Annotated in this window: 24 protein-coding genes; 8 read left to right on the top strand and 16 right to left on the bottom strand. The window is 38.6% G+C overall.

Going from position 1 to position 22,814, the window contains the following annotated elements; all coding sequences use genetic code 11:
• Positions 1 to 171: 171 nt before the first annotated feature.
• A complete protein-coding gene (locus BDR01S_RS21565; protein ID WP_066251629.1) occupies positions 172 to 1,047 on the bottom strand; it encodes a nucleotidyltransferase-like protein in 876 nt (291 codons plus the stop codon).
• A gap of 152 nt (positions 1,048 to 1,199) precedes the next feature.
• On the opposite strand from BDR01S_RS21565, the gene BDR01S_RS21570 reads away from it, so the two are divergent.
• Positions 1,200 to 1,544, top strand: coding sequence for a YgzB family protein (locus tag BDR01S_RS21570; protein ID WP_066251627.1), 345 nt, complete (start codon positions 1,200 to 1,202; stop codon positions 1,542 to 1,544).
• Positions 1,545 to 1,654: 110 nt separating this feature from the next.
• On the opposite strand, the gene perR is transcribed toward BDR01S_RS21570, so the two are convergent.
• The 7 genes from perR to BDR01S_RS21605 form a co-directional block, all read right to left on the bottom strand.
• Complete coding sequence (gene perR, locus BDR01S_RS21575; RefSeq protein WP_066251624.1) at positions 1,655 to 2,092, bottom strand: peroxide-responsive transcriptional repressor PerR; 438 nt, start codon at positions 2,090 to 2,092, stop codon at positions 1,655 to 1,657.
• A gap of 103 nt (positions 2,093 to 2,195) precedes the next feature.
• On the bottom strand, positions 2,196 to 2,753 hold the full coding sequence (locus BDR01S_RS21580; protein WP_066251622.1) for a cob(I)yrinic acid a,c-diamide adenosyltransferase: 558 nt from the start codon (positions 2,751 to 2,753) through the stop codon (positions 2,196 to 2,198).
• Between the two features lie 274 nt (positions 2,754 to 3,027).
• Positions 3,028 to 3,498, bottom strand: a complete 471-nt coding sequence (bcp, locus tag BDR01S_RS21585) for a thioredoxin-dependent thiol peroxidase (RefSeq protein WP_066251619.1) — start codon at positions 3,496 to 3,498, stop codon at positions 3,028 to 3,030.
• Between the two features lie 79 nt (positions 3,499 to 3,577).
• Positions 3,578 to 3,889, bottom strand: a complete 312-nt coding sequence (locus BDR01S_RS21590) for a potassium channel family protein (RefSeq protein WP_335582571.1) — start codon at positions 3,887 to 3,889, stop codon at positions 3,578 to 3,580.
• Between the two features lie 159 nt (positions 3,890 to 4,048).
• Complete coding sequence (locus BDR01S_RS21595; RefSeq protein WP_066251616.1) at positions 4,049 to 4,834, bottom strand: ABC transporter permease; 786 nt, start codon at positions 4,832 to 4,834, stop codon at positions 4,049 to 4,051.
• 3 nt (positions 4,835 to 4,837) lie between these two features.
• Positions 4,838 to 5,629, bottom strand: coding sequence for an ABC transporter permease (locus BDR01S_RS21600; protein ID WP_066251613.1), 792 nt, complete (start codon positions 5,627 to 5,629; stop codon positions 4,838 to 4,840).
• Entirely contained in the window at positions 5,630 to 6,637 is a 1,008-nt protein-coding gene (locus tag BDR01S_RS21605; RefSeq protein WP_066251610.1) for an ABC transporter ATP-binding protein, read from the bottom strand.
• A gap of 159 nt (positions 6,638 to 6,796) precedes the next feature.
• Between BDR01S_RS21605 and BDR01S_RS21610 the strand changes: the two genes are divergently transcribed.
• From BDR01S_RS21610 to BDR01S_RS21620, 3 genes are all read left to right on the top strand, one after another.
• Positions 6,797 to 8,092: a glutamate-1-semialdehyde 2,1-aminomutase gene (locus BDR01S_RS21610; RefSeq protein ID WP_066251608.1), complete on the top strand. Its 1,296-nt coding sequence runs from the start codon at positions 6,797 to 6,799 to the stop codon at positions 8,090 to 8,092.
• A gap of 322 nt (positions 8,093 to 8,414) precedes the next feature.
• Positions 8,415 to 12,884 carry a glutamate synthase-related protein gene (locus BDR01S_RS21615; RefSeq protein WP_066259736.1) on the top strand — a complete coding sequence of 1,490 codons (4,470 nt, stop codon included), beginning with the start codon at positions 8,415 to 8,417 and terminating at the stop codon, positions 12,882 to 12,884.
• Positions 12,885 to 13,055: 171 nt separating this feature from the next.
• Complete coding sequence (locus tag BDR01S_RS21620) at positions 13,056 to 14,129, top strand: FUSC family protein (protein ID WP_066251602.1); 1,074 nt, start codon at positions 13,056 to 13,058, stop codon at positions 14,127 to 14,129.
• Between the two features lie 18 nt (positions 14,130 to 14,147).
• Here BDR01S_RS21620 and BDR01S_RS21625 read toward each other — a convergent pair whose 3' ends face one another.
• From BDR01S_RS21625 to fabL, 5 genes are all read right to left on the bottom strand, one after another.
• Positions 14,148 to 15,914: an ABC transporter ATP-binding protein gene (locus BDR01S_RS21625; RefSeq protein WP_066251599.1), complete on the bottom strand. Its 1,767-nt coding sequence runs from the start codon at positions 15,912 to 15,914 to the stop codon at positions 14,148 to 14,150.
• An 85-nt stretch (positions 15,915 to 15,999) separates the two neighbouring features.
• Positions 16,000 to 16,530, bottom strand: a complete 531-nt coding sequence (gene ntdP, locus BDR01S_RS21630; protein ID WP_066251596.1) for a nucleoside tri-diphosphate phosphatase — start codon at positions 16,528 to 16,530, stop codon at positions 16,000 to 16,002.
• Between the two features lie 203 nt (positions 16,531 to 16,733).
• On the bottom strand, positions 16,734 to 16,991 hold the full coding sequence (locus tag BDR01S_RS21635; protein WP_066251594.1) for a YgaB family protein: 258 nt from the start codon (positions 16,989 to 16,991) through the stop codon (positions 16,734 to 16,736).
• A gap of 164 nt (positions 16,992 to 17,155) precedes the next feature.
• Entirely contained in the window at positions 17,156 to 17,467 is a 312-nt protein-coding gene (locus BDR01S_RS21640) for a gamma-type small acid-soluble spore protein (RefSeq protein WP_066251591.1), read from the bottom strand.
• A gap of 74 nt (positions 17,468 to 17,541) precedes the next feature.
• Positions 17,542 to 18,291, bottom strand: coding sequence for an enoyl-[acyl-carrier-protein] reductase FabL (gene fabL / locus BDR01S_RS21645; protein WP_066251588.1), 750 nt, complete (start codon positions 18,289 to 18,291; stop codon positions 17,542 to 17,544).
• Between the two features lie 113 nt (positions 18,292 to 18,404).
• Here fabL and yfhS point away from each other — a divergent pair, with 113 nt between their 5' ends.
• The gene (gene yfhS, locus BDR01S_RS21650; protein ID WP_066251585.1) at positions 18,405 to 18,629 is read left to right on the top strand and encodes a mother cell protein YfhS; all 225 of its coding nucleotides are present in this window, start codon (positions 18,405 to 18,407) and stop codon (positions 18,627 to 18,629) included.
• A 22-nt stretch (positions 18,630 to 18,651) separates the two neighbouring features.
• On the opposite strand, the gene mutY is transcribed toward yfhS, so the two are convergent.
• On the bottom strand, positions 18,652 to 19,752 hold the full coding sequence (gene mutY / locus BDR01S_RS21655) for an A/G-specific adenine glycosylase (protein WP_066251584.1): 1,101 nt from the start codon (positions 19,750 to 19,752) through the stop codon (positions 18,652 to 18,654).
• Between the two features lie 126 nt (positions 19,753 to 19,878).
• Here mutY and BDR01S_RS21660 point away from each other — a divergent pair, with 126 nt between their 5' ends.
• The gene (locus BDR01S_RS21660; RefSeq protein WP_066251582.1) at positions 19,879 to 20,859 is read left to right on the top strand and encodes a metal-dependent hydrolase; all 981 of its coding nucleotides are present in this window, start codon (positions 19,879 to 19,881) and stop codon (positions 20,857 to 20,859) included.
• A gap of 179 nt (positions 20,860 to 21,038) precedes the next feature.
• Here BDR01S_RS21660 and BDR01S_RS21665 read toward each other — a convergent pair whose 3' ends face one another.
• Entirely contained in the window at positions 21,039 to 21,308 is a 270-nt protein-coding gene (locus tag BDR01S_RS21665) for a YfhJ family protein (RefSeq protein WP_066251579.1), read from the bottom strand.
• 127 nt (positions 21,309 to 21,435) lie between these two features.
• Between BDR01S_RS21665 and BDR01S_RS21670 the strand changes: the two genes are divergently transcribed.
• Positions 21,436 to 21,612, top strand: coding sequence for a small, acid-soluble spore protein K (locus BDR01S_RS21670; protein ID WP_066251576.1), 177 nt, complete (start codon positions 21,436 to 21,438; stop codon positions 21,610 to 21,612).
• A gap of 58 nt (positions 21,613 to 21,670) precedes the next feature.
• Here the strand turns inward: BDR01S_RS21670 and BDR01S_RS21675 are convergent, their stop codons facing one another.
• Entirely contained in the window at positions 21,671 to 21,994 is a 324-nt protein-coding gene (locus tag BDR01S_RS21675) for a YfhH family protein (RefSeq protein WP_066251574.1), read from the bottom strand.
• A gap of 86 nt (positions 21,995 to 22,080) precedes the next feature.
• Between BDR01S_RS21675 and BDR01S_RS21680 the strand changes: the two genes are divergently transcribed.
• Positions 22,081 to 22,758, top strand: coding sequence for an SDR family NAD(P)-dependent oxidoreductase (locus BDR01S_RS21680; RefSeq protein ID WP_066251572.1), 678 nt, complete (start codon positions 22,081 to 22,083; stop codon positions 22,756 to 22,758).
• Positions 22,759 to 22,814 lie beyond the last annotated feature (56 nt).

Here is a 22,814-nt window from a genome sequence, read left to right on the forward strand (position 1 = left end):
TTTCAATGTCGCTCGTAAGCGACTTTATTAATTTAACATAAAGCGTTTGTTACTGTCAACATTTTTTTAAACCGTCACTTACGAAAACAATTTATTTGTTTGTTTGTCTCGCAGCGACGGTTATTAATATACCAAGGAATCATAAAAAGGTCAATACGTTTTCTTGTTTTTTTACGATAATTTTTTACTAAGCCGATAACCTCTATGAAAAACCCCTTGCCCTTTCGTTTCAATATTAACGACATCAACTAAATGCTTTTCAATCATATATTCGAGCAGGACAGCAAGGTCAACTGAATAAGGGGTCAACTCTTCTTCGTTCATAATTTCATTAAACTGCCATACTTCCTTACGACTAAGAATTTCTAAAAAATGATTCGTGCCGATTGTCGTTCTCGAATGGATCATAAACTCGCTCGCAAGGAATAAAAGCTCTAGTCTTTTCTCCAGCGTTTCTTCACTATAGACAAGCTCTTCATATAATTTAAAAATTTCCGGTTCAATTTGTTTTACTTGATTCCAAACCGTTAGCTCCGGATGGAGTCCATTTTCTAACACAGCCAGCCTTGCAAGATGGTGAAGCGAATGGACAACATAATTATATGCATCTAAGAACTGATGTCCTTCAAACAATGCCTTTCCATCGACATAGCGCCGAATCAATTTAGCAAATTCTAAACCCATTTTTATTTTGCGTCCGTTAAATGGAAATTCTCGCAGTTCCGTTTTTAACTCGGCAACGTATTCGTTTCGATCAAAAATGATTTTCGCCTCATGGAGCCATTCAAAAATTTTGCGATTTGTTCCTAATAGTAACCACTCCTGCAACTTTGCTTCAGTAATGATATGCATGGCAGCCTTTTTGTCATGGTAAGTATAGTGCTTTATAAATAGAGGCTGTTCCGCCTCTTTGACTAGAACCAAGAGAATTACATCAAATGAATCTGTTATATGGCTTAACTTTTGTTTTTTTTGCACCATTAATACTCCAAGAGTATTTAATTGGCTCGCCCTTTCTTGGTAAATAGGCCGAAGGATGTCTTCCATTTATCATTCCTCCATTTTTTTCAGGTAGCATTATAAGTTCGACAAGGAAAACAAATCTCCTTCTTTATCCGAAGACAAATTTCGACATTGTTCCACCTAGTTTTTTTATTCTCTCGATAAATATGGTATAGTTTTCTCGAGGAGGGAGTTATATGGCAAAATATTCGAGTAAAATAAATAAAATTCGTACCTTTGCATTATCATTAATTTTCATCGGCTTCATTGTTATGTATGCTGGAATCTTTTTTCGAACTTCACCACTTATTATGACCATTTTTATGATTTTGGGCCTTCTTTTTATTATTGCCAGTACTATTGTATACTTTTGGATTGGAATGTTATCAACAAAAACCATTCAAGTGAAATGCCCAAGCTGTGGAAAACATACTAAAATGCTTGGTAGAGTGGATATGTGTATGTATTGTCGAGAATCATTAACCCTTGACCCGAATCTTGTAGGTAAAGAATTCGATGAGTCCTATAATAAAAAATCCTAAAATAGAAAGAGGAAGAAGAATACCACTCTGCAAAGTAGATGCCATGGTTTCCTTCTTCCTCTTTTATTTACAGCAATAGGCTGATTTTAAATAAATCAGCCGCCATCCTATCAATGAACTTCTTTACTTGCGCACTCAGGACAAGAACCGTAAATCTCCATACGGTGATTCTCCACTTTAAAACCTGTAACATGCGATGCCAAGTGCTCTACTTCATCTAACCCCGGATAAAGAAAGTCAACTATTTTTCCACACTTTTCACATATCACATGATAATGATGGGATGTAACAAAGTCAAAACGGCTTGAAGCATCACCAAAAGTCAATTCTTTCACTAGACCCACTTCACGAAATACTCGTAAATTATTGTAAACTGTCGCCACACTCATATTAGGGAATTTCCCCTCAAGGGCTTTATAAATATCATCTGCGGTTGGATGTGACATCGAGTTTATTAAATATTCAAGTATCGCATGACGTTGCGGAGTAATTCGTACCCCTGTGTCTTTTAAAGTATCTAACGCTTCTTTTAACGGATTCATCGCCATGCACCTTCTTTCTAAAAAATATTCTTACATTGTAATTGTTATAATTAATTTTACTAAGTAATTAGTACTTTTGTCAATATTGTTAGCTCATTAACTTAAATCTTTAACTTCTTTTTCCATGCAATGGTTGTTCCTCTAATCCTAACTGATAGTTCACATAGCGTGCGGTCACAAAGAGTAAGTCAGAAAGTCGATTTAAATAGGCTAATACAAGCGGATTAACCTCTTCACGTAATGAAACCGCACATCTTTCAGCCCTTCTTGCCATTGTTCGAGCTACATGGAAAGCAGCACCTGCTGGATGCCCGCCAGGCAGAATAAAATTCGTTAATTCCGGAAGTGATTCGTTCCAGTCATCGATTTGTCTTTCCATTTCTTCAATATCTGACGATGCAAGTGTCCACTTTACTTCTTTCCCTTTTGGCGTAGCCAGCTCCGCTCCCACATGAAAAAGATTTGTTTGTATTTTATGATAAATAGTATCAATTATTTCTTTCCCTTGAAAATTTTCATTAAATAAGTGACTCAACGCTAATCCAATCATAGAATTTGTTTCATCACAAGTCCCATAGGCTTCGACTCGCAAATCATTTTTCGCTACTCTTTGTCCGTAGATAAGTGACGTGGTTCCTTTATCACCGGTCTTTGTATATATTTTCATTTTTAATCCCCCTGTAAAATGATATGTTAGCAACTTTTAATTCTTATGCATTCGCCTTACTAAGCGAGGTGTAATTATTGTCTTCATCATATCACCTGTATATATACTTAGAAAACTTGAATTATGGAAACCCTGTTTAATTCCATAAAAAAAGGGGCCACAATGGACCCAAAGTTTATCTGAGGAGGTATGCCCTAATAAAATGATATTCAATCCAACGTTTCTTGCATTGGACAAATGCCTTTTCTGCACAAAATAGGCTTTGGTAAGCAAATTAGCTTAACTGTTCTCGTATGTAAGTTAAAGCGTCATCTACATGGCCTTTAACTTTGACTTTTCTCCATTCTTTGACAAGGTTGCCTTCCTTATCAATAATAAAAGTCGATCTTTCTATACCCATATATTCTTTACCAAAGTTCTTCTTTAACTTCCAAACCCCAAATGCTTCCGCTAATCGATGTTCCGTATCTGCAAGCAGCAAAAATGGCAAACCATATTTCTCAACAAATTTCTGATGGCGCTCAACCGGGTCCGGACTCACACCCAAAATAACGGCATTCACCTCTGTAAATTGTTGAATTTGATCTCGAAAATCACATGCTTCGGTTGTACAGCCTGGTGTCATGTCTTTAGGATAAAAATAAAGCACAACATTAGTGCCCTTGAATTTTGAAAGAGTTACTGTTTCTCCACTATTGGTTTCTAACTCAAAATACGGCACCTGCATTCCAATTTCAACTGTCATCCTTACCACTCCCATTGTAAATTATTCCATAATGTCAGCGTATCAAAATTAAGGCTCACAACACAACCTTCCTGCATCGCTAGCTGACTTTTTCCCGATCAAACACAACGCGAGCAACAAAGGCGGCCGGTAGTGTATAACCTATCAAGGCCTCGATGACAGTAATGATTCTTCCTAAACCATGTGGAATGACATCCCCATTTCCAACTGAAAATAAGGTCATTGCACTAAAGTAAAAGCTTGTTTCAAAGATATTCTGGTGGTCTTGATTATTTACCTCCCTCAATAATGGCATTCCAATCAACTCAAAAAGTAAATAAATAAGACCAAAACCAATAATGACAGTCAAATAAACAGAACCTAAATACAAAAAGTTTTCAATCGATACCACTTTTCCTCTTATAGTATTTGGAACAAAAAGCGTCCTTAAACTCATAAAGATGCAAAAAATAACGAGTGGAAGCAAGAAAAAAAACACACAGATCACCTCAATTTAACATCTGGTATTTAATTTCTATGCACGCTTGGCCAATATAATATCAAATTCTAGTTAATTGCCGGCACCTCGGTATTTTTTTACCCCTTGATTCCAAAGCATGACGGACAGTACGAAGAAAACAACTCCAATCACGGGAGTTAAAAAAGAGTACCAAAACCATTCTTTTTTGCCGAGGAAAAATGCAGCTGGATAAACGCCAACAAAAGCAAATGGCAACACCCACGTGAGTACAAAACGAATGAGTTTATTATAAATATTAACGGGGTATCGTCCATAATTGCTAATATTGTACATCATCGGCATAAGCGAGGTACGTGCATCTGCCCAAAAGCTAATGCAGGCAATCATGATGAACACTCCACCATAAACCAGTGCCCCACCGAGCACAAAAACAATAAACAAGAACGGATCGAACCAATGTACCTCTAGCCCTAAGCGACTACCCGCATAAAACATGACAGCAAGTCCCGTGATCGCCCCTAATAATGATTCCATTTCAATTCGTTCAAGAATAATTTGAAAGAGACTGTGTATCGGCCTGGTTAAGATACGGTCTAACTCACCCTTAACGATATAGCGTTCATTAAAATCCCATATGTTAAAGAATGCAGAAAAGACTGCGGATGGGACCAGAAAAAATCCATAGATGAAGATGATTTCATCTCTGCTCCAGCCATTTAGAAAATTAGTATGTCCAAAGACAACCAATATGAAGATAAGATTTATCGCTTGCGAAAGTAAATCAGAAAAAAACTCTACAAATATATCTGCTCGATATTGAAGTCTTGTTTTTAAATATTGAGATAAGTATTGAAAAAACATCGAAATATAAAACAACTTTTAGCCCCCCTGAATAATCAGTTGTTTTTTCGCCAAGGACCAAAGGATTTGGATTGGAAAAAATAAAATGATTACCCAAACAAATTGTTGAAAAATCGCTTCAAGTGCTTGGGTATGGGAAAACCCCTTCGTAACAATCATACTCGGAAAATAACTAATTCCTTGAAAGGGAAGAAATTTCATCACATCTTGTGCCCAGCCCGGAAAAAAACTAATCGGCAAGAGCAGTCCTGAAAATAAATCAATCACGACACGTTTTGCCCGAATGAGCCCAGAGTTATTATATAAGAAGAAAGTAGTAATCCCCGTTAATAAATTCAGTTCGGTGTTTATAAAGAAACTTAACAGAATGGAGAGCGCAAATAATCCCCAGACACTTAAATCCCATGTAAATTCTATAGGAAAGACAAAATAAACAATCAGCATTCCAGGCATAGAAAAGAAGAATAGTCTAAAAATCCCTTCCCCCAGGCCCTGCATCGTTTTCATTCCAAGATAATTATAAGGTCGGATTAATTCAATCGCCACTTTCCCTTCCATAATTTCTAACGCCATTTCACGATCGAGATTATTGAAGTAAAATGCACGTGCCATCCAGGAAACGGCTACATAGGTGGTCATCTGTGTGACCGAAAGACCAACAATCTGTTCCTTTGAACCATAGATCGCGGACCACAAAAAATAATATGCTCCAATGTTAATACTATAGATTAGAATTCCTGTGTAATAATTGGTCCGGTATGCAAGCATCATTAAAAAGCGGATTCTAATCATTTCAAGGTATTTATCCACTTACACTGCACCCTTTTCATAGATATTTCGAATGATTTCTTCTGTAGAGGTTTCGTTTATTTTAATATCTTTTATTTTAAATGCAGCGACTACCTTGGCAATGACCTGTGAAATAAGTTCATCATTATCTTCTAATGACGCTGTAAAGATTTGCTCCTTTTCGTCCTGCTCCCACTTAACAGGTATCCCTTGGGTGAGATTTAGCAGTTCAGAAACTCCAACCTTTTCAAGAAACTGAAACTGAAGTTCTTTTCCTTCTCCCCATTTCTCCTGAAGATTCTTTAATGCACCATCATAAATAACCTTTCCCTCGTCAAGCATAATCACCCGTTCGCATAATGCCTCTATATCCGTTAAATCATGTGTGGTTAGGAGAATGGTCGTCTGATATTTCTCATTAATTTCTTTTAAAAAATCCCGGATTTTCAACTTAACGAGCACATCTAAGCCGATCGTCGGTTCATCCAAAAACAATAATGGGGGGTTATGAATCAATGCAGCTGCAAGCTCACACCTCATTCTTTGGCCAAGCGATAATTTGCGCACTGGCTTATCTAAGAGCGGTTCAATATCTAATGTCTGGATGACATGATTCATGTGGCTGTTATAATCTTCATCTGACACCTTATACACCTTTTTCAAAAGGCGAAAGGATTCCTGAACCGCTATATCCCACCATAATTGCGATCGTTGTCCAAAAACAACTCCAATGGTTTGGACAAATCTTTCCCGTTCTTTATGTGGGTTCATTCCATTTACGGTGATTTGCCCTGAAGAAGGTGTTAAAATTCCTGTCAGCATTTTAATCGTAGTTGATTTACCGGCACCATTTTCACCAATATATCCGACCATTTCACCCTTTTTCACTAAAAAATTAATATCATTTACAGCTGGAACTACTTTATAATTTCTTGTTAGTAAATCTCGAAACGCCCCTTTTAAGCCCGTCCGACTGGAATAGGACTTAAAATCTTTTCTTAAGTTCGTCACTTCAATTACATTTTCCATTTTTTCCTCCCGAATCGATGCCTAAAAGGATAGTTTAGCCAAATAAGACTGATAAAACAACAATCACGCACTTCACTAACTTTCCGAAAAATGAAAACACATTAAGTCAGTAAGGAAAAGTGATAAAATAGGTAAGAATCAGATGAAGGAGGAAAAAATATGAAATTTACTAATTCAGAAAGATTACATAATGAAGCACTTGAACACATTGTTGGCGGCGTTAATAGTCCTTCTCGGTCCTACAAAGCTGTTGGCGGCGGTGCCCCTGTTGTAATGGAGCGCGCTCAAGGTGCTTACTTTTGGGATGTCGACGGCAATCAGTATATCGATTATCTTGCAGCCTATGGCCCAATTATTACAGGCCATGCCCACCCGCATATTACAGAAGCAATCAAACATGCGGCTGAAAGTGGCGTCCTTTATGGTACACCAACACCGCATGAAGTGAAATTTGCTAAAATGTTAAAAGAAGCGATTCCTTCGATGGAAAAGGTTCGTTTTGTTAACTCAGGCACAGAAGGTGTAATGACGACTATACGTGTTGCCCGTGCATATACTGGCCGCGATAAAATTATCAAATTTGCCGGCTGTTATCATGGACACTCTGACCTAGTCCTTGTCGCTGCAGGCTCAGGGCCATCTACTTTAGGCACGCCAGATTCTGCTGGTGTACCGAAAAGCATCGCTCAAGAAGTAATTACAGTACCATTCAATGATATCGAGCCATTTAAAGAAGCGATTGCTAAATGGGGCGATCAAATTGCTGCGGTCCTCGTGGAACCGATTGTTGGCAACTTCGGGATTGTTGAACCGAAACCAGGCTTCCTACAACAGGTTAATGATATTACCCATGCAGCAGGCGCACTCGTGATTTATGATGAAGTCATCACGGCTTTCCGCTTTATGTACGGCGGCGCCCAGGATTTATTAGGGGTTCAGCCAGACCTAACGGTGTTAGGCAAAATCATTGGCGGCGGCCTGCCAATCGGTGCCTACGGTGGACGGAAGGAAATCATGGAAACTGTTGCTCCGCTCGGACCTGCCTATCAAGCAGGAACGATGGCAGGGAACCCTGCTTCCATCCTTTCAGGAATCGCCTGTCTTGAAGTATTAAAGCAAGAGGGTATTTATGATTATTTAGACCGTTTAGGTGCGATGCTTGAAGAGGGAATTTTAGAGGCTGCGAAGGAAAACAATATTCAGATAACAATTAATCGTTTGAAGGGCGCATTAACTGTTTATTTTACAAATGAAAAAATAGAAAACTATGTGCAAGCTGAAAATACAGACGGTGAAACATTTGCAAAGTTCTTTAAACATATGCTGCACCAAGGAATAAACCTTGCTCCCTCCAAATATGAAGCATTGTTCTTGACCATTGCTCACACCCAAGAGGATATTGAAGCAACTTTACACGCAGTTAGAAATGCATTTTTCTTACTTTCTAACGAATAAATATGCATCTTTTATGCAAAAAAGGGAAGTGGGAATCACTTCCTTTTTTTCTTTTTATTCAATTGAAAACGTTTACAATTACACATTTCCTCAATTACCCATCACAATTTTCGCTCTATTTTCTTATCCAAAATAATGTATATTTATTTGATTTCTGAAAATTCTTATGATACTATTAAATTATTATTTTTTACCCTTTTACTTTATACCCCGTTAAAGTTACAACCGAGTACAAACTACAAACAAAATAATATATTCATAAACTTTAAGTTTCATAGGAGGTGAAAGAGGCCTTAGCAGAAATTTGCTAAAGCCTAATATGATGACAGAAAAATGGACCCCTTCCCTATTCAAAGATTTCCACAAACAAGAACATGATGCCTGCGGGATTGTCGCATGTCTTGAAAAATCAAAGCGTCCAACTAGAAAGAATATTTTTGATTGTATAAACGCTTTAGTAACAATGAATCATCGCGCTGGTTTTATTAACGGAGAAGGCGATGGCGTCGGTATTCATACGGATATCCCTGTTGCACTTTGGAAAGAAAAACTGCTCCAGGCCGGTCAAGAACCAACACTTGCTGAAAAAGAAGAATTTGCTGTTGGCCATGTTTTTATTAGCCAAAAAGCAAACTGGAAGACTACGAAACAAGAATTAATAAACAAGTTAGAAAAATACGGCTTTGATTTAGTCTATGAAACAGATAAAGTAACTGACACTTCAGCTCTAGGTCCAATCGCTATCCAGGAAAATCCTGTGTTTTGGCAATTTGCCTGTCTTTCCGCTCAAAAAGGGCAGGAATTAACTAAGGCCCTTTTTGATGCATTAGTTGATTTAGAAACAAACGAACTTGTTCATGTCGCTTCACTAAGTCAGAACCATGTGGTGTATAAAGTAATGGGTGCCGGGGATATTCTTCCTCGTTACTATCATGACCTTGCAAATCCACTTGTTGCATCAACAATGACACTCGGACATAATCGCTATTCTACGAATACCCTTTCAAGCTTTTTCCGGGTCCAGCCCTTTAGTGTTCTCGGGCATAATGGAGAGATCAATACAATTGCAAAGCTTCGCGATGAAGCTAAAATGATTGGTGTGCCGTTAGTCAAAGATGGCAGTGACTCTCAAGATTTAAGTCGGACAATGGAAACATTAATTTGCCGTGAAGGTTATTCTTTATTTGAAGCAATGGATGTTTTATTCCCGCCCATTATCAATGAAATTAAGGCATATCCTGAAAATCTCCAAGATCTATATACTTATCTGAGGGAAGCCTGGGGACACTTTGCCCAAGGCCCTGCAGGAATTATCTCTAGATTTGGCGATGAAGCTGTTTTCAGTGTCGATGCTCTCGGTCTTCGTCCACTTTGGATGCTTGAAATTGATAGCTCGTATCTGTTTTCCTCAGAACCTGGAATCATTTCTTCGAGCGAATATGTTAATGATCCAAAGCCTTTAGCACCAGGTGAAAAGGTTGGCTTTAAATGGAACGATGAAACGTTGGAAGTATATGAACAAGACCGTTTTCAGAATGAGGTCTACACTCGCTTTTCTAATAAGTTAAATTTCAGCGAGGTGCGGGCGCGTCTGCTTCCTCCTTCATTAGGTAAGACAGTTACAATGAATTATCCTGACAAAATCCATAATGGACAATATAAAGCTTTTGGCTGGGAACGCGATCATATCCAATTAATCGAGCAAATGGCAGAAAAAGGGGTAGAGCCAATCCGTTCATTGGGCCACGATGCCCCTCTAGCTGCGCTTAACCCTGAACGAAAAAATATTGCCGATTATTTTAAAGAAAGTGTGGCTGTCGTTACGAATCCTGCAATTGACCGGGACCGTGAAACTGAACATTTTTCCACTCGAGTAATTATCGGAAAGCGACCAACTTTATTTAATAAAGAAAATAGTGAGACTGTGATAGAACTGACCACTCCTTTATTATTGGAAGGAAAAGCAGGCTATAATCTTTCCGAAGACTTAGGACAGCCAAGTTTTGATCAAGTTGTTCATCATTTTCAGGAACAAAAGCTAGTAACCTTTGTTTCTACAATCTTCAAAAAAGAAGAAAAGTTGGAGCATGCATTGGAAAGACTTGCAACTGAAGCTGTCCAAGCGGTTCAGGCTGGGAAGACATTACTTGTCCTTGATGATGCAAAAGCACATCAGGAAGATTCCTATTGGATTGATCCACATTTAGTAACATCTGCCATTGATCAAGCACTAGTTAAAGCGGAAATAAGAAGAGATTGTTCTTTAGTCCTTCGCTCTGGAGCTATTCGTTCACTACATGATATGATTACTGCGTTTGGATTAGGTGCCGATTTAATTAGTCCTTATTACATGTTCTTAACGGTTCTTGACGAGACAACAAAGCCTTTAACGAACCTATATAGTGCATTAACTAAAGGATTGGAAAAAGTAATTTCAACCATAGGTATACATGAACTTAGAGGGTATGGTCGTCTTTTCTCAAGTATCGGGTTACATGAAGAAATTGCTAACCTATTAAACATCGTTAACTTCTTCGGTTCAAAGGAACTTGAGACAGATTTTGAAGCGATGAAACTTGATGCTCTGTCCAGAGCAGAAGATTACCACAATGATAAGGAAAGAATAGGAAAGACGTTCCACCTTTTCCCACGGATTTGGAAAGCAATTGGTGAAGTGGCAGCTACAGGTGATTATAGTAGTTATCGTGATAAAATCTCTGAACAAGAAACGGAGAATCCAACAACAATTCGCCATTTAATACAACTTAAAAAGAGTAGTAAATCGCTAACACCAGCAGAAGTGGATCTTCGTGTTGGAGACCATGACTTACCGTTCCTTATTTCATCCATGTCATTTGGGTCACAGAATGAAACAGCATTCAGAGCTTATGCCGAAGGTGCAGACAGGTTAAATATGGTCAGCCTAAATGGTGAAGGCGGAGAAATCAAGGATATGCTCGGTAAATATCCAAAAACAAGAGGACAGCAAATTGCCTCCGGAAGATTTGGCGTTAATGCGGAACTCCTTAACTCTTCGAACCTATTAGAAATTAAAATTGGTCAGGGTGCTAAGCCTGGTGAAGGCGGACATTTACCTGGTTCTAAGGTTACCGCAAAGGTTGCAGAAGCACGTAATGCAACACTTGGTTCTGATTTGATCTCACCATCAAACAACCATGATATCTACTCAATTGAAGATTTAGCACAAATGATCCTTGAATTAAAAACGGCAAACGATCAAGCAAAAATTGCTGTTAAAGTTCCTGTTGTTCCAAATATCGGAACGATTGCTGTTGGTATTGCTAAAGCAGGTGCAGATATTATCACCTTAAGCGGTTTTGATGGCGGTACGGGGGCAGCCAGAATTCATGCCCTTCAGCATGTTGGTTTACCAGTAGAAATTGGCGTTAAGGCAGCACATAATGCCCTGCTTGAAAGCGGACTTCGTCATAAAGTAGAAATCTGGGCTGATGGCGGCATGAAGAGCGCTATGGATGTTATGAAAATCATGTTGCTTGGTGCAAACCGTGTTGGTTTCGGTACGCTTTCCATGCTGGCAATTGGTTGTACGACCTGCCGCGGCTGTCATTTAGACACCTGCCATGTTGGTATCGCAACCCAAATTGAATCAGAAGCACAAGCAAAGGAACACGGCTTAAGACGTTTTGTTCCACGCCAATTGGAATTAGCAGTGCAGGGAATTATGAATCTCTTCACAGCTTTTGGCACAGAGTTGAAGACAATTGCAGCATCGGTTGGTATTCGTAATTTACAGGATGCAGTAGGTCGATCTGATTTATTAGAACAAATGAAGGGTCAAGGTCAGCTTAGCCTCTCCTATTTGTTAAAGCCATTAGAAATTAGCCAATTTGCAATCACAAATGCCTCGAAATCAATTGAAGAAGTTCAAATGCAAGTTGCCGTGGGTGCAGAGTATCTTGATGGCAGTGTCGATCAATTACACTCTTCCCGTGAATTCGCAAGTGTTACATCGGAACAGCGTGTTCTAGGCAGCCGGGTTTCCTGTCACCGTGTTCGCGGAAGACTTGATGGTTCATACAAGCAGCTTCCATCGGTACAACTAAAGTATAAAGGCGGTTCCATTCCTGGAAATGGTTTGGGTGCTTATAATAGTGAAGGAATTGACATCACTGTAAATGGCGGCGGTCAGGACGGAGTAGGTAAAACATCTTTTGGTGGAAATATCTATATCCTAAAATCAAAAGGTAAAGATGGTCAATATTATAATGGTTCCGTCGGAAAAGGATTCGGTTACGGTGCTCAAAAAGGGCTTCTTGTTGCACAAGGAAATGCAGATGCACGTGCAGGGATTAGACTTTCCGGTGCTGACTTAATTATCGGCGGAGCTGTGAAAAAGCCACTTCCAGAAAAAGAAGCTGGTAATATTGGTTCAAATGCTAATATTAAAGGCTTTGCCTTTGAATACATGACAAATGGCCGCGGCCTTGTACTGGGTGACCCGGGTCCATGGATTTGTGCAGGAATGACGGGCGGGGTTGTCTATATTCGCCAGCAGCCTGATATGGGGCTAACAAAAGATGCTATTCAAAGAAGAATTGCCAAAGGGGCAAAGGTTTCAGTTGTTGATTTAAACGAAAAAGGCAAACAAGATATTAACGAGCTATTAACCAAATATACTGACTTGCTTGAACAGAACGGTCAGGCTGACGAAGCTAATCAACTTCGTGCCCTGCTAACTGATTTAGACAGTCAATTTGTTCAGGTCCTTCCTGTCAAAGAACAAGCAGATCCATCTGTATCAACAGAATGATTTATAATATTACTAGAAACGTCCGCTGCTCTCAGCGGGCGTTTTTTCACATTACATTATCCTTTCACAAATGAAATATAATTTCATATAATATCTCTTGATTCTCTTAGTTAACCCATGTATAGTAAAAGTTTGCTTACAAGAAAACCTTTTGAAAGGAAACCATTCTGAATGAAGTTAGGTGCCCGCATCTTAAAAACGGGAATTGCTATTGTTTTATCCCTTTACTTAGGTCAATTATTACACTCTCCCTCACCTGTATTTGCTGGTATTGCTGCCATATTTGCCATTCAACCAACCATATATCGTTCCTATTTAACTATTATTGAACAGATACAAGGTAATATCATTGGAGCTATACTTGCTGTTACTTTTGTACTTTTGTTAGGAAATCATATTATTGTCATTGGCTTGGCAGCAATTATTGTGATAGGCATTAATTTAAAGCTGAAACTCGAAAACACGATAGGATTATCACTTGTCACATTAATATCCATCATGGAAAAATCAGGTGGCGATTTCATACCATTTGCCGGAATCCGTTTCTCCACCATAATGATTGGGGTATTTTCAGCATTTATAGTCAATCTTGTCTTTATGCCGCCCAAGTATGAAAATAAACTTTATTTTAGTGTGACAAACACAACGGAAGAAATTATTAGATGGATCCGTTTAAGCACTAGACATGATTTCGATCATAATCTCCTCAAAACAGATATAGATAAATTAAAAGAGAATATCATCCAAATGAGTCAGTTTTATTCTATGTACAAAGAAGAACACAGTTATTTTAAGAAAAATAGCTTGGAAAAATCACGTAAACTTGTTATTTATCGGCAAATGCATTCTGCTGCAAAAAAGGCACTTGTAACTTTAAAAAAACTCCATCGGTTTGAGAATGAGCTATTGCACCTGCCGGAAAAGTTCCAACTATCGATACAGGAACAATTGGATTGTCTCATTTATCATCATGAACAACTCATGCTTAGATTTATTGGAAAAATTCCAAATCCTCCTGGCGATACAGAAAGTTCGAATTGCCTGAACAATAAGGAATTATTCGATTTATTTCTACTTTACCAACAAGCATTTACCGATCATGATAATCCGCATCTTTATCACACTATGCAAATCGTCGCCTCGATTATTGATTACGGTGAACAGGTTGAACATCTTGATACATTGATTACAAGCTTCCATTCGTATCATCATAATGAAGTATCCATTGATGAGAAAAGTATGTAAAAAAGAAACCGAAGCAATTTATTCTGCTTCGGTTTCTTTATGCTCTAACTGCTGTACCTGAAAAAGTTTATAATAATTTCCTTGCTTCGCCATTAACTCATCATGTGTTCCCACTTCTACGATTTTACCATGTTCAATCAAGACAATTCGATTTGCATGTGTAATCGTCGATAAGCGGTGAGCAACAATAAACGTAGTTCTGTCCTTTGCTAGTTCCTCAAGCGACTCTTGTATCGCATGCTCACTCTCTAAATCTAGTGCAGATGTTGCCTCATCAAGAATTAAGATCGGTGGATTTTTCAAAAAGACACGGGCAATTGCAACACGTTGTTTCTGACCTCCTGAAAGCTTCACCCCACGCTCGCCGACCTTGGTGTTGTATCCTTCAGACAGGTTTAAGATAAACTCGTCCGCATTGGCCGCTTTCGCTGCCAAGTATACCTCTTCTTTCGTGGCACCCGGCTTCCCTAATAAAATATTATCCATCACGGATTCACTAAATAAAATATTATCTTGAAAAACGACACCAATCTTGTCTCTTAAGGATTGAACCTTAAATTGGCGGATATCTACTCCATCTAAGGTAATATTCCCTTCGGTCACATCATAAAATCGCGGAATCAGACTGACAAGTGTAGATTTCCCACCACCACTCATACCTACAAGAGCAATGGTTTCCCCCTTTTTTACATGTAAGGTAATCTCTTTCAAAACCATTTCCTCTTTTAATTCGTAAGAAAAAGATACATTATTAAATGAAATATCACCATGTACCTTTTTGCACACTTGTGCATTAGGCTCGTCGACGATATCATATTTTTCATCCAAAAATTCGAACACTCGGTCCATGGATGCAAACGATTGAGTGATGGTTGTCGAGGAATTTACCAATCTTCGCAGTGGACTGTAAAGCTTGTCAATATAAGCAAAAAACGCAACCATCGTTCCAAGCGATAGTTGATGCAAAATGACTAGGTACGCTGAATAGCCAATCACGATTAATGGAGCAATATCGGTAATGGTATTAACCGCGGAAAAGGCTTTTGCGTTCCAGCTAGTATGCTGCAAGGCCTTTTCTAAAAAGTTTTTATTTTGTTTATCAAATTGACCTTGTTCATACTCTTCAATCGCAAAGCTTTTAATTACTGGCATCCCTTGGACACGCTCATGTAAATAGCTTTGAACCTCCGCTAGGGCTTGGGAACGCATGCGCGTCAGCCTCCGTAATTTTCCAAAGAAATATCGGATCGAAAAGGCGTAGAGCGGAAACAGTAAAATCGATACAAATGTCAGTTTAGCACTCATTGAAAACATTAGAATAATTGCAATGATGATTGTGGCAATATCCAGCCAGAGGTTCATTAATCCTGAAATGACGAATGTCTTTGTCTGTTCCACATCATTAATTACGCGTGAGATAATTTCTCCTGCACGTGTATTCGAAAAATACTTAAAGCTTAGCTTTTGAATGTGGGTATACATGGTATCACGTATATCATAAAGAATCTTACTTGATGTCCATTGGGCAAAGTATTGCCGGTAATATTCGATCGGCGGCCTCAAGACGACAAAAATAACAATCATCACACCCAGAACGAACATTAATTTATTAATTTTCTCATCACGGGCTAGACTGTGACTTCCAACAATGTCATCCACAACATACTTTATCAACATCGGAATCATAAGAGGAATTGAAAATTTTATGACTCCGATAATAATTGTCCCTATCACCTGCAGTCGATAGGGTTTTACAAATTGCAAGTACCTGCGAATACTGTTCAAGTTGTCCCTCCTTTCAGTATCTTCTTTAAGAAGCAAATAAAAACCTGTTGATTACATCAACAGGCGCTTATTCTTAGCTGCCATTCTAACGTCTGTAGGTTAAATAACGTTCATACCAGATATCGATAAAATCTGGAGCAAAAGGGCCATTCCGCTGCCGAATCCATTGAATCAGCTTTTCAACATTTCTTTTAAGAATTTGATCAATCGGAGCTGGATAGTTCATTTCCCGACGATGGCGTTCATACTCGTCTTCGTCTAATAAATTAAAGGTCATATCAGGAAACACCTTGATATCGAGGTCATAATCAATATACTTTAGTGCTTCGCCATCAAAAATAAATGGTGAACTGATATTACAGTAATAATAGATACCATCCTCACGAATCATTCCAATCACATTGAACCAATATTGTGAATGAAAATAACAAATGGCTGGTTCTCTTGTGATCCAAGTCCTCCCATCTGATTCTGTCACAAGCGTTCGGTCATTGCCACCAATCACCAAATTCTGTGTCCCTTTTAAAACGGTTGTTTCTTCCCAGACGCGATGGATGTGCCCATTGTGCTTATAACTATGTATTTGCATTGGTTCACCTTCGATGGGTACGCCCATGTTTCTCCCCTACCTTCATTCCTGAACGCTTTGTAACCTATTCTTAACCAATATATAAATAAATAATGACAAAAGGTAACAAAGTACAATTCCTATTTCTTATTATTATAACGGTTGAGAGCAGATTTTAAAACAAAAGAGCCATATTTCGATGGCTCTTTGTAAAAATTTGCGAATTTTTTTAGATATTTTTGCATTATTACCTAAAAAGATGCTGATAAATTCATTTCCCGATAGGAATTAATTACCTCTTCTGTCTGCTTTTCAAAAATGGTCTGGATCTCTTTCAACTCTTTTTTCATCAGTTGAATATCCGTTTGAACACTTTCAAGGTCCGTAGCCTTTTGCAATGTCTGTAGTTCTTCTTCGATTTGTTGACAACGTTCAAGTTCTCCTTGAAGATATAGCAATTTTTCCATCGTCACCAATTGATCGGAAACTAATCGGTTAAAATGATCCATTTCCCTCACCGCCTTATTATTAGTACCTAATATGTATTCTCGAATAAGTTTTATTCTCCTTTGACAACATATGTAGACTTAAGAGAAGTTTTGTCGAATAAGAACTTGAACCAACAGAAGAAGACACTCTAAACGATTCTAGAGTGCCTTCCGGGTAACTATTATTAGCTTTGACCAAATTGGCCATTGCCTTGATTTTTACGTGCTTGAGACTGCTGGTTTTGTTGTTTTACTTCAGCAGCGCTAGTTTCGCTTGCAAATTCAGTTCCGTATGAGCCTTGAGAGCCTTGAGACCCTTGAGACCCTTGAGCTGAGGCTGCATTTTGTTTTTTTACTTCAGCAGCATTTGTCTCACTCGCAAATTCAGTTCCATATGAGCCTTGCGATCCTGATTGAGATTGAGCGTTTTGTTGTCTAACTTCCTGGATGTTAGTTCCAGCTGAAGTTTTGTTTGGCTGTTGATTGAATTTTGCCATTGATATCACCTCCACGAATATAATGTAACCATGCTTCGTGGAGATTATCCGCAAAAAATATTATTTAAAAATAATTAAACAAGTAACGAAATTCCACCGTCAATAATAATGGTTTGTCCCCTAATCATGCTTGATTCTTCAGATACAAGGAACATCACACAGTTAACCATGTCTTCTATTTCGACCATTCTTCCTGCAGGGGTTTTATCCTTTGCTTCTTGAAGAAGTTCTTCCCGATTTGGAAAATGTTTTAATGCTTCCGTATCAATAGCGCCGCCTGAGACGGCATTAACCACGATATTCTTCGATGCTAGTTCAACTGCTAAATATCTTGTTAGCGCCTCTAGAGCTGCTTTAGAAACCCCTACAACGGTATAATTTTCTAAATAGCGGATGGAACCAAGTGAACTGATACTGACAATTTTTCCGCCGCCATTTCTTTCCATCAATTTTGCTGCTTCCTGTGCACAGAATAACAAGGCTTTACTATTAATGTTCAAGGTCCAATCCCAGTGGGACTCTTCTAACTCCATTACTGGACGCTGAACTCCTGATGCAGCATTATTGACAAACACATCCAAGCGGCCAAATTCCGCTTCGATTTGTGTAAACATTTCTTTTATTTTTGCAACATCACCCACATTGGCTTTTACAATTAACACCTTTCTACCTAATGCCTCTATTTGTTCAGCTGTTTCAAGTGCACCTTTTTTACTTCGTGCATAATTAATAACGATATCATATCCAGCTGCCGCTAATCGTAGTGCTGTCGCCTTGCCGATTCCCCTGCTGCTTCCTGTAATAAGTGCTACTTTTTGAGTCATCTAACTATTCCCTTCTATATTCAAGTATTGTTATCATTTTAACTTTTCCGCGAATAGAAGACAATTATTATAAAACACTAAGTAGTAAATAACCCTTGAAAGGAAGATGCAGGATGTATGTTGGACGAGATATGACTGAACTTTCGATGATGGCAAAATCCGACTGGAAGACGAGCGAACTTGCTTTTTTCCACCACTCCTTACAGCAAATTACTCCCTATTTAAATAGTGAGGGACAAACGATCCATCACGAAATTATTGAAGAAATTGAAAATCGTGGCGGAATCAAACGCCACGAAGCAGATTATACACATGGAACCAAAACAGTTTATGATTGAAAAAACGCCGCTCATGCGGCGTTCATTCCATTTGATATTCGTGAAAAAGCTTGAGCATTTTTTGTGAAGATACTGGGAAAGCAAACTCTTTCATTTCTTCGAATGAAACAAGCTTCCATTCTTCACTTTCCTGAAAGGAAGAATTAATCGTTCCTGAATAAACCATGATATTCCACACTAAATGCGAAAAGGTATGTTGAATCTGCCCAATAATTCTCTCGAGTTTTATGTTTACATCAAGTAAACTCTGGAACGATTCAGCAATTTGCTCCCGATCCTCTTGTAAGGGATGATGGATTTCTACATTTGGGAATTCCCACAAGTTCGCAAGCAGACCTGTTGATGGGCGCTTGTGAATTAACACCTTTTTATTTTCATCTAATAAAATAGCTGTAGCAAGTTGAACGTCACGTGTCTTGGTTTTTTTAGTCTTTATCGGCAGTTCATTTTGAACTCCCTCATCAAAAGCTTGGCAATGGTCACGTACTGGACATAATAAGCAAGCAGGAGAGGTTGGCGTACAAATTAACGCCCCCAACTCCATTAAAGCTTGGTTGAATGAAGATGGGTCATCATGTGAAATTAACTGTCGAACTGCTTTTTCAAAAATCTTGCGCGAAGATGATTTGGCAATATCATCCCAGATGGAAAGGACTCTTGAGATTACCCTCATTACGTTTCCATCGACAGCAGGCTCAGGAATTCCGTAAGCAATACTTAATATGGCACCTGCCGTATACGGTCCAACCCCTTTTAGTCCAGCAATCTCTTCGGGAGTGTTTGGCACTTCACCGTTGTATTTCTCGCTTACTTCCTGTACAGCCGATTGTAGATTCCGAACTCGTGAATAATATCCCAGTCCTTCCCAAGCCTTTAGCACTTTATCTTCCTCTGCCTTGGCAAGGTCTTCAATCGTGGGAAACCATTCAATAAAGCGATTAAAATAAGGAATGACCGTATCCACTCTTGTTTGTTGGAGCATGATTTCTGAGACCCATATTTTATATGGGTCTTGGTCTTTTCTCCAAGGCAAGTCCCGTTGTTCCTGTTTGAACCAGGAAATTAGATCATTTTGGAAAGCATATATATTGATTTTTGCTAAATTCTTTAGTTCAATTATCATAACTTTTGTTCCTCCAGGTGTTGTTAAACCGTATGCAAAAAGGCATTATAATAAATAATGTATTTCGTTTTACGATAATTCAATTTGTTTCGTTTGACAAGAACTATATTAAAGGAGGCTTTCCTTTTGGATACAGGAACTCATGTTGTCATGGGTATTGCTCTTGGTGGTCTTGCTACACTTGATCCCGCAGTATTTAGCAGCCACGCGACCACGACGAGTGTTTTAATTGCAACCATTGCCGGGTCGCAAATACCTGATATTGATACTGTTTTGAAGCTAAGGAATAATGCCATATACATTCGCAATCATCGCGGGATTACTCACTCCATCCCTGCTGTAATCTTGTGGCCACTCGTCCTGTTAGCTGTTATTTATCCGTTTTTCCCTGATGCCAATCTTTTTCATTTATGGGCTTGGACCTTTGCAGCGGTTTTTATCCATGTATTTGTTGATATATTTAATGCTTACGGTACACAAGCTCTTAGGCCTTTTTCAACAAAATGGGTCGCGCTGGGTGTAATAAATACGTTTGACCCGATTATCTTTGGGATTCATATCCTTGGAATCGCTATTTGGGTGTTAGGAGCCAATCCGGGTTATACTTTTTTGATCATGTATACATTTATTGTAGCTTACTATCTCGCTCGTTTTAGGGCGAAAAATAGGGTTTTGGGTGAGGTAAGAAGAGTTATTCCCACTGCAACAGAAATAATTATTGCCCCCACGATGAGGTTTCATCAATGGAGAATTGCTGCCATGAACAAAAAACAATTTTTTGTTGGAAAAGCAGTTAATAACCAAGTGGAAATTTTAGATCATTTTAACCGAATTCCTGTACCGAAAACACCCGTAATCGAGGCAGCCAAAAAAGATAAAAACCTTTCAGCATTTTTATCTTTTTCACCAGTCTACCGGTGGGAAGTCGATGAATACATTGATTTTTACGAAGTGCGATTTATTGACTTACGCTATCGGAGCAATGGACACTATCCGTTTGTGGCCGTCGTTCAATTAGATTGTAACTTGAAGCCAATTAGCTCTTATACGGGGTGGGTGTTTAGTGAGAAGAAATTACGAAAAAAATTAAGCATCATACCAAGTTAATAAGAAAAGCGAAAGCGCCCGTTTAGCGGCGTATGGACTGGAGCGCTCCAACTGAGATAAAGGAAACACGGAGAGCGAAGCGATCCGATGTTGACTTATCGTAGGGCGGAGTGCGAAGTCCACTAGCCGTTGGGCGCTGGAGCTAGACAGTTATCTAAGTTCAAAGAAATTAGATTTTTTTAGTTTAAGCTATTTTTATCCTGATTTAAATAGTCCTTGTATTTAGGGTTTGTGGCTGCAAATTCATGCAATTTATCTCCGTAGTTTTCAATCCATTGCCTTACAATTCTTTCAGCCATTTCACTGCCCATATATTCCCTGCCTGCTTTTGCATGGGTCGTTTCAAAATCTTCCCAAAGAAGCTCAACCCAGGTTCGTGCTTGGTTATAGGAGAGTTGCTTGTTTTTATCTAATAGCAATTTTGTTAATCGTTCATGATAATCATTCATTTCTTCACCTCATTGCCAATTTCTTTTAACATAACCTAATTTAAAAAAGCAGATACTATCTTTACGTGGTAAGCATTGAGAATGCTTTGCTTTTCACGTGTTCTCATTCCCTTGATGGAGGTACAGCATGAGAAATAAAGCAACGAATTTCCCAAATCAAAATAATAACAAGCTCGAGGGAGAGCCAAGAGCAAAAGCAGAATATGCTTCAAAACGAGCAGACGGCACGATTAATACCCATCCACAAGAGCGGATGCGTGCTTCAGGTGAACGCGATGATGAGTCACCACAAGTTTATAAATAATCGATTTTAAGTAAACACAAGACAAGCCAGAGAGTTTTCTCTCTGGTTTGTCCACTGATTATTTTTGCTTATTCAATAGTGAGATGGGCAGAGCCTCTTCTTTCCCATTACCTGAAAGTCGATAACCCCAAGCAAACACACCATTCATGTAGTCAATTTTAAAATATTGTCCTGGATCCCCTTCAATTTCATAAATTTCTCCAGGTTTAAACGAATTAGGGTCAATAAGGTACGCTTTCGCCATTTGGACTTTTCTTTCAAGCACGGCAAACTCATTAACCATACCCATTTGTTCTGCTTTTCTTGCTTGTTCTTGGAGCATGCCGATTTCTTGCCTTAATTCATATTCAGTCATTGTACTGTAGCGTTTCTCCTGTTGCATATTTAATTCACTCCCCTTATACCTCTATTTTAATATAATATAATATAATTAATAAGGTTTAACTTATGTAAAAAGGAGATTTAAGTATGAAAACAATCATTATTACTGGTGCAGGCTCTGGCTTAGGTAAAGAATTAGCGCATATCTTTTCGCAAAAGGGCTATCACCTTCTGTTAACAGGGCGGACACTTGAAAAACTAATCACTGCAAAAGAGGAAATTATCGTACAAGGTGGAAAAGCTGATATCCTATTATTAGATATTGGCAACGCTGAAGATGTTTCGCAAAAAGTGGAAGAAATTAGCCAGATATATCATATATACGGATTAGTTAATAATGCAGGAGTGGGGCATTTCGGTCCATTTGTGGAAATGGATGAACAGCATATTTCTGAAATGATTAATACAAATATTTTAGGGACACTGTTGATGACAAAAGCAATTTTACCTCAGTTACTTAAGAGAGCCGAGGGGCAAATCATGAATATCATTTCCACAGCTGGTTTGCGTGGAAAAGTGAATGAAGCAGTCTATGCTGCCAGTAAATTTGCAATTCGAGGCTTCACCGAGAGTCTGCAGAAAGAGTACGAAGGTAGCGGGATTAAATTTAATGCAGTTTATATGGGTGGAATGGACACCCCATTTTGGGAAAATAGTGACCATGTGAAAGATACCTCTCGTTTCCGCTCACCTCGGGAAGTGGCCGAACTGATTATGGAACAGATGGATCAGGACTCAATTATCATCGAGAGTAAAAAATCATGACGTTTTTTGTAAAGGGTTTACTTGTGAGATGCAAAACGGTTAAACGCAAACCTAAT

The sequence above is a fragment of the Neobacillus drentensis NBRC 102427 genome (genome assembly GCF_001591445.1).
GTDB lineage: Bacteria > Bacillota > Bacilli > Bacillales > Cytobacillaceae > Neobacillus > Neobacillus drentensis.

Excerpts from the sequence above, each read along its gene's own strand:
- BDR01S_RS21565 (WP_066251629.1), bottom strand. The coding sequence starts at position 1,047 with ATGGAAGACATCCTTCGGCCTATTTACCAAGAAAGGGCGAGCCAATTA.
- BDR01S_RS21570 (WP_066251627.1), top strand. The coding sequence starts at position 1,200 with ATGGCAAAATATTCGAGTAAAATAAATAAAATTCGTACCTTTGCATTA.
- perR (WP_066251624.1), bottom strand. The coding sequence starts at position 2,092 with ATGGCGATGAATCCGTTAAAAGAAGCGTTAGATACTTTAAAAGACACA.
- BDR01S_RS21580 (WP_066251622.1), bottom strand. The coding sequence starts at position 2,753 with ATGAAAATATATACAAAGACCGGTGATAAAGGAACCACGTCACTTATC.
- bcp (WP_066251619.1), bottom strand. The coding sequence starts at position 3,498 with ATGACAGTTGAAATTGGAATGCAGGTGCCGTATTTTGAGTTAGAAACC.
- BDR01S_RS21605 (WP_066251610.1), bottom strand. The coding sequence starts at position 6,637 with ATGGAAAATGTAATTGAAGTGACGAACTTAAGAAAAGATTTTAAGTCC.
- BDR01S_RS21610 (WP_066251608.1), top strand. The coding sequence starts at position 6,797 with ATGAAATTTACTAATTCAGAAAGATTACATAATGAAGCACTTGAACAC.
- BDR01S_RS21615 (WP_066259736.1), top strand. The coding sequence starts at position 8,415 with ATGACAGAAAAATGGACCCCTTCCCTATTCAAAGATTTCCACAAACAA.
- BDR01S_RS21620 (WP_066251602.1), top strand. The coding sequence starts at position 13,056 with ATGAAGTTAGGTGCCCGCATCTTAAAAACGGGAATTGCTATTGTTTTA.
- ntdP (WP_066251596.1), bottom strand. The coding sequence starts at position 16,530 with ATGGGCGTACCCATCGAAGGTGAACCAATGCAAATACATAGTTATAAG.
- BDR01S_RS21635 (WP_066251594.1), bottom strand. The coding sequence starts at position 16,991 with ATGGATCATTTTAACCGATTAGTTTCCGATCAATTGGTGACGATGGAA.
- BDR01S_RS21640 (WP_066251591.1), bottom strand. The coding sequence starts at position 17,467 with ATGGCAAAATTCAATCAACAGCCAAACAAAACTTCAGCTGGAACTAAC.
- fabL (WP_066251588.1), bottom strand. The coding sequence starts at position 18,291 with ATGACTCAAAAAGTAGCACTTATTACAGGAAGCAGCAGGGGAATCGGC.
- yfhS (WP_066251585.1), top strand. The coding sequence starts at position 18,405 with ATGTATGTTGGACGAGATATGACTGAACTTTCGATGATGGCAAAATCC.
- mutY (WP_066251584.1), bottom strand. The coding sequence starts at position 19,752 with ATGATAATTGAACTAAAGAATTTAGCAAAAATCAATATATATGCTTTC.
- BDR01S_RS21665 (WP_066251579.1), bottom strand. The coding sequence starts at position 21,308 with ATGAATGATTATCATGAACGATTAACAAAATTGCTATTAGATAAAAAC.
- BDR01S_RS21670 (WP_066251576.1), top strand. The coding sequence starts at position 21,436 with ATGAGAAATAAAGCAACGAATTTCCCAAATCAAAATAATAACAAGCTC.
- BDR01S_RS21675 (WP_066251574.1), bottom strand. The coding sequence starts at position 21,994 with ATGCAACAGGAGAAACGCTACAGTACAATGACTGAATATGAATTAAGG.
- BDR01S_RS21680 (WP_066251572.1), top strand. The coding sequence starts at position 22,081 with ATGAAAACAATCATTATTACTGGTGCAGGCTCTGGCTTAGGTAAAGAA.